The sequence below is a fragment of the Streptomyces sp. NPDC019531 genome, assembly GCF_044903305.1.
Lineage (GTDB): Bacteria > Actinomycetota > Actinomycetes > Streptomycetales > Streptomycetaceae > Streptomyces.
In genome coordinates, this window is record NZ_JBJDQL010000012.1 from 144,405 (window position 1) to 157,086 (window position 12,682).

The 12,682-nt window shown below is 69.4% G+C and carries 10 protein-coding genes; 2 read left to right on the forward strand and 8 right to left on the reverse strand.

The window, feature by feature from the left end:
* Nucleotides 1–49: 49 nt before the first annotated feature.
* A complete protein-coding gene (gene hisS / locus ACI2L1_RS17390; RefSeq protein ID WP_404740178.1) occupies nucleotides 50–1,312 on the reverse strand; it encodes a histidine--tRNA ligase in 1,263 nt (420 codons plus the stop codon).
* Between the two features lie 13 nt (nucleotides 1,313–1,325).
* Entirely contained in the window at nucleotides 1,326–2,036 is a 711-nt protein-coding gene (locus ACI2L1_RS17395; protein ID WP_404740179.1) for an MBL fold metallo-hydrolase, read from the reverse strand.
* Between the two features lie 180 nt (nucleotides 2,037–2,216).
* Here ACI2L1_RS17395 and ACI2L1_RS17400 point away from each other — a divergent pair, with 180 nt between their 5' ends.
* Both ACI2L1_RS17400 and ACI2L1_RS17405 read left to right on the forward strand, forming a co-directional pair.
* A complete protein-coding gene (locus tag ACI2L1_RS17400) occupies nucleotides 2,217–3,035 on the forward strand; it encodes a peptidylprolyl isomerase (RefSeq protein WP_404740180.1) in 819 nt (272 codons plus the stop codon).
* A gap of 135 nt (nucleotides 3,036–3,170) precedes the next feature.
* Entirely contained in the window at nucleotides 3,171–4,400 is a 1,230-nt protein-coding gene (locus ACI2L1_RS17405) for a DUF349 domain-containing protein (protein WP_404740181.1), read from the forward strand.
* A 61-nt stretch (nucleotides 4,401–4,461) separates the two neighbouring features.
* Here the strand turns inward: ACI2L1_RS17405 and ACI2L1_RS17410 are convergent, their stop codons facing one another.
* From ACI2L1_RS17410 to ruvB, 6 genes are all read right to left on the reverse strand, one after another.
* A complete protein-coding gene (locus ACI2L1_RS17410; RefSeq protein WP_404740182.1) occupies nucleotides 4,462–7,032 on the reverse strand; it encodes a RelA/SpoT family protein in 2,571 nt (856 codons plus the stop codon).
* 305 nt (nucleotides 7,033–7,337) lie between these two features.
* Nucleotides 7,338–7,886 (reverse strand): adenine phosphoribosyltransferase, encoded by a 549-nt coding sequence (locus ACI2L1_RS17415; protein ID WP_404740183.1) that lies wholly within the window; start codon nucleotides 7,884–7,886, stop codon nucleotides 7,338–7,340.
* Nucleotides 7,883–8,989, reverse strand: coding sequence for a protein translocase subunit SecF (secF, locus tag ACI2L1_RS17420; protein ID WP_404740225.1), 1,107 nt, complete (start codon nucleotides 8,987–8,989; stop codon nucleotides 7,883–7,885). The genes ACI2L1_RS17415 and secF overlap by 4 nt, the downstream gene beginning before the upstream one ends.
* A 2-nt stretch (nucleotides 8,990–8,991) precedes the next feature.
* The gene (gene secD / locus ACI2L1_RS17425; RefSeq protein WP_404740184.1) at nucleotides 8,992–10,758 is read right to left on the reverse strand and encodes a protein translocase subunit SecD; all 1,767 of its coding nucleotides are present in this window, start codon (nucleotides 10,756–10,758) and stop codon (nucleotides 8,992–8,994) included.
* Between the two features lie 132 nt (nucleotides 10,759–10,890).
* Nucleotides 10,891–11,421, reverse strand: a complete 531-nt coding sequence (yajC, locus tag ACI2L1_RS17430) for a preprotein translocase subunit YajC (RefSeq protein WP_404740185.1) — start codon at nucleotides 11,419–11,421, stop codon at nucleotides 10,891–10,893.
* 174 nt (nucleotides 11,422–11,595) lie between these two features.
* Nucleotides 11,596–12,672 (reverse strand): Holliday junction branch migration DNA helicase RuvB, encoded by a 1,077-nt coding sequence (gene ruvB, locus ACI2L1_RS17435; RefSeq protein WP_404740186.1) that lies wholly within the window; start codon nucleotides 12,670–12,672, stop codon nucleotides 11,596–11,598.
* Nucleotides 12,673–12,682: the final 10 nt, after the last annotated feature.

Below are 12,682 nucleotides of genomic sequence, written 5' to 3' on the forward strand. Positions count from 1 at the left end.
CGGCGCCTCGTAGACCCCGCGACGCCGGCATGATCCGCCGGACCGGCCCCTAGCCCAGCCTCGACTCCAGCTCCGCGACAATCTCGTTGACCCCGATCGCCGACTGCTCCCCGGACTGCATGTCCTTCAGCTGTACGACGCCCTCGGCGAGGTCGCGTTCACCGGCGACGATCGTGTAGCGGGCGCCGCTGCGGTTGGCGCTCTTCATGGCGCCCTTGAGTCCCTTGGCGCCGTAGGAGAAGTCCGCCGCGATGCCGACCTTGCGGAGCTCGGTGACCTTGCCGAAGAGGATCCGGCGGGCCTCCTCCCCCAGCGGCACCGCGAACACACTGGTCGTGGAGGGGAGTTCGAGCTCGACGCCCTCCGCCTCCAGGGCGAGGACCGTGCGGTCGACGCCGAGGGCCCAGCCGACGGACGGGAGCGCGGGGCCGCCGATCATCTCCGACAGCCCGTCGTAGCGGCCGCCGCCGCCCACCGCGGACTGGGAGCCCAGACCGTCGTGGACGAACTCGAAGGTCGTACGGGTGTAGTAGTCGAGGCCGCGCACCAGCTTCGGGTCGTCCTCGAAGGCCACGCCCGCCGCGGTGATCAGCTCACGGACCTCCTCGTGGTACGCCTTGCAGGCGTCGCAGAGGTAGTCGCGCAGCAGCGGGGCGTCCCCGAGCTGCTTCTGGACCTCCGGACGCTTGTCGTCGAGGACGCGGAGAGGGTTGATCTCCGCGCGCCGCAGGGTCTCCTCGTCGAGGTCGAGGCCTCTCAGGAAGTTCTGCAGCGCCTCCCGGTACACCGGACGGCACTCCTTGTCGCCCAGGCTGTTGAGCAGGATCCGGAAGTTCCTCAGGCCCAGCGTGCGGTACGCCTGGTCGGCGAGGATGATCAGCTCGGCGTCAAGGGCAGGGTCCTCCGCGCCGATCGCCTCGGCGCCGACCTGGGAGAAGTGCCGGTAACGGCCCTTCTGGGGGCGCTCGTAGCGGTAGTACGAGCCGGAGTACCAGAGCTTGACGGGGAGGTTGCCGAGCTTGTGCAGGTTCGCCTCCAGCGCCGCGCGCAGCACGGACGCCGTGCCCTCGGGGCGCAGGGCCAGCTTGTCGCCGCCCTTGGTCTCGAAGGCGTACATCTCCTTGGTGACGATGTCGGTGGACTCACCGACACCGCGGGCGAACAGCTCCACGCTCTCGAAGCCGGGTGTCTCGATGTAGCCGTAGCCGGAGTTGCGCAGGGGCGCGGCGATCGCCTCGCGGACGGCCAGGAACTTGGCGCTGTCCGGCGGGATCAGGTCGTACGTGCCCTTGGGGGCCTGAAAGGTGCTCACGGGAGGTCTCTCGTCACATTCCTCGTCGGGGAGCGTCTACGTCAGCTCCCGGGCCTGCGGCCACGTCCCGCAGATACGGGTTGGTGGCACGCTCCTGGCCGATGGTCGTCTGGGGGCCGTGGCCGGACAGCACCACGGTCGAGTCGTCGAGCGGCAGGCACACACGGGCCAGCGAGTCGAGCATCTCGGCCATGTCACCGCCGGGCAGGTCGGTGCGTCCGATGGAGCCGGCGAAGAGCAGATCCCCGGAGAAGAACACGGACGGGATGTCCGTGGTCTCGGGCATCCGGAAGGTCACCGACCCCTTGGTATGGCCCGGCGCGTGCGCGACGGTCAGTTCAAGGCCGGCCAGCTCCAGCTTCGCGCCGTCGGTCAGCTCCTTGACGTCGTCGGGCTCCCCCACGGTGATCTCGCCCATGAGGGGCATCCCGATGGAACGCCCGAGACCCATCGACGGGTCCTTCATCATGTAGCGGTCCTCGGGGTGGATCCACGCCGGTACGCCGTGCGCTCCGCACACGGGGACGACCGAGGCCACGTGATCGATGTGGCCGTGCGTGAGGACGACGGCGACGGGCTTGAGCCGATGCTTCTTGAGCGTTTCCTCGACACCTTCGGCGGCCTGGTGGCCCGGGTCGATGATCACGCACTCCTCACCGGCGGCGGGGGCGACGAGATAACAGTTCGTCCCCCAGGCCCCGGCGGGGAACCCGGCAATGAGCACGATCGTCCTCGTTTTGTGTCGGTACGGGTGGTCTTCCGGGCGGCTGCCCCAGTGGTCAGAGCCTACCGGCGCTGCCGATTCCTCAGCGAACCCATATACGGTACGGGGCACACGCAGGCGGTCGGCTCATAGGACGCACGCGTAACGGTCGGCGGACGAGACGCATGAGGAGAGAACCCCGTGGTCACCCAGGAACAGCGGAAGCGGCAGCTCGCGCGGGAGAAGTTCTTGCGGCAGCAGCAGCGGCGCACGGCCGCGCGCCGTAAGGCCCGTGTACGCAACTCTGTGATCGCGTCGGTGCTCGGCGTGATCCTGGTGGGCAGCCTGGCGCTCTACACGACCGGCGTCCTCAAGGACGACGACAAGGCCAGCGCGAGCGCGGAGACCAGCCCCAGCGCGGCGGCGACCAGCAAGGCGCCGGACCCGTGCGAGAAGGCGGCCGCCGGCAAGGTCGAGACGCAGACCTGGAAGAAGGAGCCGGCGATGTCCATCGACAAGTCGGCGAAGTACACCCTGAACCTCGCCACGACCTGCGGTGAGATCGGCATCGCGCTGAAGGCGTCGGCGGCCCCGCACACCGTCAACTCGTTCGACTTCCTCGCGGGCAAGGGCTTCTTCGACCACACCAAGTGCCACCGGCTCACCACCAACGGCATCTACGTCCTGCAGTGCGGCGACCCGACGGGCTCCGGCAGCGGCGGACCGGGCTACACCATCCCGGACGAAAACCTGAAGGACAAGAGCCTCAAGAGCAACGTCTACCCGGCGGGCACGGTCGCAATGGCGAACACCGGGCAGGCGCACACCGGCGGCAGCCAGTTCTTCCTCGTGTACCAGGACAGCTCGTTGCCTCCCAGCTACACCCCGTTCGGCACCATCTCGGAATCCGGTATGAAGGTCCTGAAGAAGATCGCCGCGGCCGGTGAGAGCACCGGAGCGGGCGACGGCGCGCCGAACGCGACCGTCGTGATCAACAAGGCGACCGTCACCAAATCCTGACCGCCAACTGCGTAATTTCGGTCGCGCGGGATGCGGACAGGCCACCCGCCGGTCGCCTATGTTGGCCGTGACGAAACTGTGGACGATGCCCGGGGGCGCTGAAGCCTTCAGCAGGCATCATGTGGAGGAGGCGCTGTGAGCAGCGACCCGTGGGGCCGCGTCGACGAGACGGGGACCGTGTACGTGCGTACGGCCGACGGCGAGCAGGTCGTCGGTTCCTGGCAGGCGGGCTCCCCCGAGGAAGCCCTGGCCTACTTCGAGCGCAAGTACGAGGGCCTGGTTGTCGAGATCGGCCTCCTCGAGAAGCGAGTGAAGACCACCGACCTGTCCGCGAAGGACGCGCAGACCGCGATCGATCACATCCGCGAGCAGGTCGACGCGCATCACGCGGTCGGCGACCTGGACGCGCTCAAGGTGCGTCTCGACAAGCTCGTGGAGACGGTCGACAAGCGCCGTGAGGAGCGCAAGCAGCAGCGCGCGAAGCAGTCCGACGAGGCCCGGCACGCCAAGGAGGCGCTGGTCGTCGAGGCGGAGGAGCTGGCCCAGTCCGACCAGTGGCGGGCGGCCGGTGAGCGGCTGCGCGCCCTGGTGGACACCTGGAAGGGTCTGCCGCGTCTGGACCGCAAGTCGGACGACGAGTTGTGGCACCGCTTCTCGCACGCCCGCTCGGCGTTCTCCAAGCGCCGCAAGGCCCACTTCGCCTCGCTGGACGCGCAGCGCGAGGAGGCCCGCAAGACCAAGGAGCGGCTGGTCGGGGAGGCCGAGGCGCTGTCCGGGTCGACGGACTGGGGTCCGACGGCCGCGCGCTACCGCGAGCTGATGGCGGAGTGGAAGGCCGCGGGCCGCGCCCAGCGCGAGCACGAGGACGATCTGTGGAACCGCTTCCGCGGCGCCCAGGATGTCTTCTTCGCCGCCCGCAGCTCGGTCTTCGCCGAGCGGGACGCCGAGCAGACCGAGAACCTCAAGCTGAAGGAGGAGCTGGCCGAGGAGGCCGAGAAGCTCCTGCCGATCGGCGACCTGAAGAGCGCCCGCGCCGCCTTCCGCACGATCAACGAGCGCTGGGAGGCCATCGGCCACGTCCCGCGGGACGCCCGGCCGAAGGTCGAGGGCCGGATGCACGCCGTGGAGCGCGCTCTCCAGGAGGCCGAGGAAAGCGAGTGGCGCCGCACCAACCCGGAGGCACGCGCGCGTGCCGCGGGTCTGACCGGCCAGCTCCAGGCCGCCGTGGACAAGCTCCGGGGCCAGATCGACCAGGCCCGCGCCCAGGGCAACAACGCCAGGGCCGACAAGCTGGAGCGCGAGCTGGAGGGCCGCCAGGCACTCCTGGACCAGGCCCTGAAGGGTCTGCAGGAGTTCGGCGGCTGATCAGCCCGTACGACGAGAAGGGCCCCGTACGTCGCGTACGGGGCCCTTCTCGTCGTATGCCCTACGACCTGCGGGCCGACGTCACCCGGTACACGTCGTACACGCCCTCGACGCCCCTGACCGCCTTCAGGACGTGGCCGAGGTGCTTCGGGTCGCCCATCTCGAAGGTGAAGCGGGAGGTGGCGACGCGGTCGCGGGAGGTCTGGACGGCCGCGGAGAGGATGTTGACGTGCTGGTCGGACAGGACGCGGGTGACGTCCGACAGGAGCCGGGAGCGGTCCAGGGCCTCGACCTGGATGGCGACCAGGAAGACGGAGGACTGGGTGGGCGCCCACTCGACTTCCAGGATGCGCTCGGGCTCGCGGGACAGTGACTCCACGTTCACACAGTCGCTGCGGTGAACCGATACGCCACTACCGCGGGTGACGAAGCCGATGATGGGGTCGCCCGGGACGGGTGTGCAGCAGCGGGCCAGTTTGACCCACACGTCCTCGACGCCCTTGACGACGACGCCCGGGTCGGCGCTGGAGCGCCGCTTGCGGCCGCGGCCTCGGGCCGGCGGGACCGACTCGTCGATCTCCTCGGTGGCCGCCTCCTCGCCGCCGAGCGCCTGGACCAGTTTCTGCACGATGTTCTGCGCGGAGACATGGCCTTCGCCGATCGCCGCGTACAGGGCGGAGATGTCGGAGTACCGCATCTCGTGCGCGAGCGTGACGAGGGAGTCGCCGGTGAGGATGCGCTGGATCGGCAGGTTCTGCTTGCGCATCGCTCGGACGATGGCGTCCTTGCCCTGCTCGATCGCCTCGTCGCGGCGCTCCTTGGAGAACCAGGCCCGGATCTTGTTGCGGGCGCGCGGCGACTTCACGAAGTTCAGCCAGTCCCGGGACGGACCGGCCCCGGGCGCCTTGGACGTGAAGACCTCGACCAGGTCGCCGTTGTCGAGGGTCGACTCCAGCGGTACGAGACGGCCGTTGACGCGGGCTCCTATGGTGCGGTGGCCCACCTCGGTGTGCACCGCGTACGAGAAGTCCACGGGTGTGGCGCCGGCCGGCAGCGCTATGACATCGCCCTTGGGCGTGAAGACGAAGACCTCGTTGCGCGAGAGGTCGAAGCGCAGGGACTCCAGGAACTCCCCGGGGTCCTCCGTCTCCTTCTGCCAGTCGAGGAGCTGGCGCAGCCACGCCATGTCGTTGAGGTGGTCGTCCTTGCCGGTGGTCCGCGGCTGGTCCGAGCGCACCTTGGAGGTACCGGCGACGGCCTCCTGCTTGTACTTCCAGTGCGCGGCGATGCCGTACTCGGCGCGGCGGTGCATGTCGAACGTACGGATCTGGAGTTCGACCGGCTTGCCGTTCGGGCCGATGACCGTGGTGTGCAGCGACTGGTACATGTTGAACTTGGGCATCGCGATGTAGTCCTTGAACCGCCCCGGAACCGGGTTCCAACGGGCGTGGACCGTGCCCAGCGCCGCGTAGCAGTCACGGACGGTGTCCACGAGGACTCGGATGCCGACCAGGTCGTAGATCTCCGCGAAGTCGCGGCCGCGGACGATCATCTTCTGGTAGACGCTGTAGTAGTGCTTCGGGCGCCCGGTGACGGTCGCCTTGATCCGGGCCGCGCGCAGGTCGGACTGCACCTCGTCGGTCACTATGGCCAGGTACTCGTCACGCTTGGGCGCCCGCTCGGCCACCAGCCGTACGATCTCGTCGTACATCTTGGGGTAGAGGATCGCGAAGGCGAGGTCCTCCAGCTCCCACTTGATGGTGTTCATGCCGAGGCGGTGGGCGAGCGGAGCGTAGATCTCCAGCGTCTCGCGCGCCTTCTTCTCCTGCTTCTCGCGCTTGAGATAGCGCATGGTGCGCATGTTGTGCAGGCGGTCGGCGAGCTTGATGACCAGGACGCGCGGGTCCTTCGCCATCGCTACGACCATCTTGCGCACGGTCTCGGCCTGCGCGGCCTCGCCGAACTTGACCTTGTCCAGCTTGGTGACGCCGTCGACGAGCAGCGCGACCGAGTCGCCGAAGTCGCGGCGGAGCTGGTCGAGGCCGTACTCGGTGTCCTCGACGGTGTCGTGCAGCAGGCCCGCCATGAGGGTGGCCGGGTCCATGCCGAGCTCGGCGAGGATGGTGGTCACCGCGAGCGGGTGCGTGATGTACGGGTCACCGCTCTTGCGCTTCTGGCCGCGGTGCCAGCGCTCGGCGACCTGGTAGGCCTTCTCGATCTGGCGCAGCGTCGCGGTCTCGATCTTCGGGTCGTTGCTGCGCACTATCCGCAGCAGGGGCTCCAGGACCGGGTTGTACGGGTTGGAGCGCTGGACGCCGAGACGGGCGAGGCGGGCGCGGACGCGGTTGGAGGAGCCGGTGCGGGCAGGCTGGCCCGTGTTCGGACGGACCGCCGGGGTCTCCGTCGTGGAGCGCTCGGGCGCCCCGGGTCCGCCCGCTCCAGCGGAGTCGAGCGTGGAGGAGGGCTTGGGCCTGGTCGACTCGGCCGGCTTGTCGACTGGCGCGGACTGGGCGTGCTCGACCGGCCCGCGGGCGTCGTTCGTCGCGTTCTTCGCGTCCGGCGCGGGCTTTGCCGTGGGCGCCGAGCCGGGCTCGGGCTTGGCGGCGGTCAGTGGCTGGGCCTCGTCTGGCAAGAGGACTCCTCGTGCGCGATCCGGGTCCCCAGGTCAGGCTCCGGAGACCCCATGGTAGCGATCCTGCGCCCCGGGATCGTCTTCAGTCCGATGTGAGGGACGTCTACCGATGAAACACGAGGGGCGACCGCAGGCATTCCGGAGGGTGTCTGCGAGGTGCCCTGGGCGTTCCTGTAAGGCGCCGGGGAGCGGACGCGCCCCAGAGGGACGCGGGGAACTGCGCGACCAGCCACGACGGCGCCGCAGCCGCGAAACGGCCGCCCCGGGATGTGCCGGGACGGCCGTTTTCGAACCGCATTGCGGGGTCAGACCACGAGCAGTGCCTCCAGTGGGGCGCCGCCCAGAGCGGCCGCGAGACGGGCCCGCCCGCCCAAGAAGCCCAGCTCCATGAGCACCGCGAGGCCCGACACCTCCGCGCCCGCGCGGCGGATCAGCTCGATGGACGCCTCCGCGGTACCGCCCGTGGCCAGGACGTCGTCGACGATCAGAACGCGGTCACCGGCGGACAGGTCCTCCGCGTGGACCTCGATCTCCGCCGAGCCGTATTCCAGGTCGTACGCCTGGCTGAGGGTGGCTCCGGGGAGCTTGCCCGCCTTGCGTACGGGGATGAAGCCGAGGCCCGCGCGGACCGCGACCGGGGCGCCGAGGATGAAGCCCCTGGCCTCCAGGCCGACGACCTTCGTGGCACCGGTGGCCGTGGCGATCCCCGCCAGCGCGTCCGTCAGCGCGGCGAACGCCGCCGGGTCCGCCAGGAGCGGGGTGATGTCCTTGAACATCACACCCGGCTCCGGGTAGTCGGCCACATCACGGATACGGCTGAGCAGCAACGCCGTGACGTCTACGAGTCCGGTCATCGGCGCTTCCCCGAAGGACGGCCACGACCCCGGCTGCGGGACGCGGGCTGGCTGCGCGGACCCACCACGGCATGGGCGGCGTCGTCGTCCGCTTCGTCCGAGACCGGACGCGCGTCCGCGAGCTCCTCCTCGGCGGCCGCCTGCGCCCGCTTGGCCAGGACCCGCTTCTTGAGGGCCCTCATCGCCGGCTCGCGCTCCTTGAGGTCGGCGACGAGCGGCGTGGCGATGAAGATCGAGGAGTACGCACCGGCGGCGAGGCCGACGAACAGCGACAGCGAGATGTCGTTGAGGGTGCCCGCGCCGAGGAAGCCGCCACCGATGAACAGCAGGCCCGCCACCGGCAGCAGCGCGACCACCGTGGTGTTGATCGAGCGGACCAGGGTGCCGTTGATCGAGCGGTTGGCGATGTCGCTGTAGGTCCAGCGGTTCTGCTTGGTGATGTCCTTCGTCTGCTCCTTGAGGGAGTCGAAGACGACCACCGTGTCGTAGAGCGAGTAACCGAGGATGGTCAGCAGACCGATCACCGTGCCCGGCGTGACCTCGAAGCCGACGAGGGCGTAGATGCCGACGGTGATGGTGATGTCGTGGATCAGGGCGACGAGCGCCGCGATGGCCATGCGCCACTCGAAGGCGATCGCCAGATAGATCACGACGAGGACCATGAAGATCGCCAGACCCTGCCAGGCCTTGTTGGCGATCTGGTCGCCCCAGCTGGGCCCGACGAGGTCGGCGGCGATCTTCTCGGGGTCGACCTTGAAGTCCTTGGCCAGGTCCGTCTTGATCTGGTCGGACTGATTGGTGTCCATGCCGGCGATCTGGATGCGCAGCGTGTCGTTGCCGAGCTTCTGGACGACCGCGTCGTGGCCGGAGGCCTCCTTCGCGTAGTCCTCGGCCTGGGAGACGGAGACGCTGGTCTTCGGGGTGGTGAAGACGGCACCGCCCTGGAAGTCGATGCCCATGTTGAGGCCGCGTACCGCGAGGCCCACGATCGCCGTGATGGTGATCAGGATCGAGATGCTGTACCAGAGCTTGCGGTGACCGATGAAGTCGTAGCTGATCTCGCCACGGTGCAGTCGGGCGCCGAGATTGCCGAGTTTCGACATGGTCACGCCTCCTTCGTCTCAACGGGGGCGGCGGGACGGCGGGTTCGCCGCAGCGGCGGCTGCGCGCCCAGGCTCTTCGGGTCGAGGCCGGACCACTTGTGGCCGCTCGCGAAGAACTTCCGGCGGGCGAGGAGCGTCATCAGAGGCTTGGTGAAGAAGAAGACCACGACGACGTCGAGCACGGTGGTCAGACCCAGCGTGAACGCGAAGCCCTGCACCTTGCCGACGGTCACGATGAACAGGACGGCCGCGGCGAGGAACGACACGAAGTCGGAGACCAGGATGGTGCGCCGGGCACGCGGCCAGGCCCGCTCCACTGCGGGGCGCAGAGTGCGGCCCTCGCGGATCTCGTCCCGGATGCGTTCGAAGTACACGATGAACGAGTCCGCGGTGATACCGATGGCGACGATGGCTCCGCACACGGCCGGCAGGTTCAGCGCGAAGCCGATCGTCGGGCCGAGCAGGGCCATGATCACGTAGGTGAGGATCGCGGAGACCAGCAGCGAGGCCATCGCGACGATCGACAGACCGCGGTAGTAGGCCACCAGGTAGATGACGACCAGCAGAAGGCCGATCGCACCGGCGAGGAGCCCGGCGTGCAGCTGCTCACCGCCGAGCGCCGCGGTCACCGTGGTCACGCTCTGCTCCTGGAAGGAGAGCGGGAGGGCGCCGTACGACAGCATGTTGGCGAGGCTCTGGGCCTCTTCCTGCGTGAAGCTGCCGGAGATCTGGGCGTTGCCGCCGGTGATCGAGGAGCTGACGTAGGGGCTGGAGACGACCTCGCCGTCGAGGACGATACCGAACTCGTTCTGCGGCTGGGTGTTCTTCGCGAGCTGGCCCGTGATGTCGGCGAACTTGCCGGCGCCCTTGCTGGTGAAGGTCATGGTGACCTGCCAGCCGGCGGCGGTCTGCGTGTCGAAGACGGCCTTGGCCTCCTTGACCTCGGTGCCGTCGACGGCGGCCGGGCCGAGCACGTACTTGTACCAGACGCCGGAGATCTCACCGCAGCCCAAGGTGGTCTCGGTCGGCTTGGCGCCGTCGCCCGCGGTGGTGCGCTGCGCCTTCTTGGAGCAGTCCAGGGCGGCGTACTCGGCCTGGAGCTTGGCATCGGCGGCGGAGGGGGTGGCGCTGCTGCTCGCGGAGGCCGACGGGGAGGCGGAGCTCGACGCGCTCGCGGACGCCGACGGCGTGGAGTCGGCCTTCAGCGCGTCGGTGACCGCGCGGCCCTGCGAGGTGGCGGTGGCCGACGGGGAGGAGGACGAGGTCGCCTTCTCCCCCGTGCCGGACTGGCTCGCGGACGGGCTCGGCGAGGCGGTCGAGGAGCCGCTGGCGGACGGGCTCGGCGAGGTGGTGGCCGCGGCGCTGCCGGTGGCCTCCTGGGCCAGGACCGGGCGGAAGTACAGCTTGGCGGTGGTGCCGACCTGGTCGCGGGCCTCCTTGGAGTTGGTGCCCTTGGGGATGTTCACGATGATGTTGCGATCACCCTGGGTCTGCACCTCCGCCTCGGAGACGCCCAGGCCGTTGACACGGCGGTTCATGATGTCGACCGCGGTGTCCATGTTGGCCTTGTTGATCGCCGACCCCTGGTCGGCCTTCGCCTCCAGCGTGATGCTGGTACCGCCGGCAAGGTCGATGCCGAGACGGGGGGTGGTGTGCCCGGAGAGGAACATTCCCCCGGTCAGCGCCACCATGGCGATCAGGATCAGGGCCAGCGCGCGCCCTGGCTTGGTCTGGGCACTCGCGCTCCGGCCCCTTTTAGGTGCTGCCACCTTCTCGTACTCCCTCTCGGGCCGCTCTCGCGCCGGATCGGCGTACGGGCGGCCATGACATGGTTCGGGATCCCGTGCGAGCTGCGCAGGTTCCGGGGCGTGCGGAGCTGGTCCGTGCGCCCCGGAGTGCGACTACTTCGCCTCGGAGTCGCCGTCGGTCTTCTTCGGCTCGTCGTCCGACTTCGCCTCGGCAGGCTCGGCGGTCTCGGCGTCGGCCTTGGCGGGCGCGTCGACGGCGGGCTCCTCGGCCGTGTCCTTCTTACCGAGGTCGACGGACTTCTCATCCGAGGCGGCGGCAGCTTCGTCGGCGGACTCGTCGGAGTCGGTGAGGGAGGAGGTGTCGTCCGGGACGACGTCGGAGTCGGACTTCAGGTCGTGCTCGATGCCGTGCACGATGCGGTTGTACTCGTCGTCGGTCAGGACCGCACCGATGGAGTTCTTCGCGAAGAGCAGATCCACACCCGGGCCCGCGTCAAGGAGGACGGTGTCGTCGCCCACTTCCTTGACCGTGGCGTACATACCCCCGATCGTGCGGACGCCGCTGCCGGGCTGCATGTCGTTCCGCATGTTGGCGGCGGCCTGCTGCTTCTTCTTGGCAGACCGGGTCATCAGGAACATGGCCCCGATGAGCACGATGAACGGGAGGAGGGTCACGAGACTCACGGGTCGGAACTTCCTTCACGCGACCGCGAGGTGAGCGGCCTGATGGTTGGGGGTATGTACGCCGTCGACAAAGGCGGCATCGGCGGAGTCTAAGCGAGTCCGCGCGCATGGAACAACGCTCAGCATCGCACCTGGGTTCCTCACCCGGCCAATGCCCTGGCCGTCACGATGCCGTCACGCCCCGAACAGGTCTTGTTGTCCGTTTCCTGTGGACGCCGAGCGGGGCGGGGTGAGGCCGAGATGTGCCCATGCGGCAGGGGTGGCGACCCGTCCGCGCGGGGTGCGGGCGAGCAGGCCCTCCCGCACCAGGAAGGGCTCGGCGACCTCCTCGACGGTCTCACGCTCCTCCCCCACCGCGACCGCGAGCGTGGACAGTCCGACCGGGCCGCCGCCGAACAGCTTGAGCAGGGCCTCCAGGACCCCTCGGTCCAGCCGGTCGAGGCCGCGGGCGTCGACCTCGTAGACCTTGAGCGCGGCGGCCGCGATGTCGCGCGTGATGATGCCGTCGGCCTTGACCTGGGCGTAGTCGCGCACCCGGCGCAGCAGACGGTTGGCGATACGGGGCGTGCCCCGGGAACGGCCCGCGATCTCGGCGGCGCCCTCCGAGCCGATCTCGACGTCGAGCAGGTGGGCCGAGCGGTGGATGACCCGTTCCAGTTCGGCGGGCTCGTAGAACTCCATGTGCGCGGTGAAGCCGAAGCGGTCGCGCAGCGGGGGCGGCAGCAGGCCCGCGCGCGTGGTGGCGCCCACCAGGGTGAAGGGGGGCAGCTCCAGCGGGATGGCGGTGGCGCCGGGGCCCTTGCCGACGATGACGTCGACGCGGAAGTCCTCCATCGCCATGTAGAGCATCTCCTCGGCGGGGCGCGACATGCGGTGGATCTCGTCGAGGAAGAGGACCTCGCCCTCCTGGAGGGAGGAGAGGATCGCCGCGAGGTCGCCGGCGTGCTGGATGGCGGGGCCGGAGGTGATGCGGATGGGGGCACCCATCTCGGCCGCGATGATCATCGACAGGGTGGTCTTGCCGAGGCCGGGGGCCCCGGAGAGCAGCACATGGTCGGCGGTGGCGCCCCGCGCGCGTGCGGCCCGCAGCACCAGGTCGAGCTGTTCGCGGACCTTCTCCTGGCCGATGAACTCGTCCAGGTCCTTGGGGCGCAGGGCGGCCTCTACGGCCTGGTCCTCACGGTCGGCGACAGAGCCCACCAGCCGCTCCGCGGCGGGGGCGGTCTCGTCGGTCGTGTCGTCCCAGTTCACTGACGTTCTC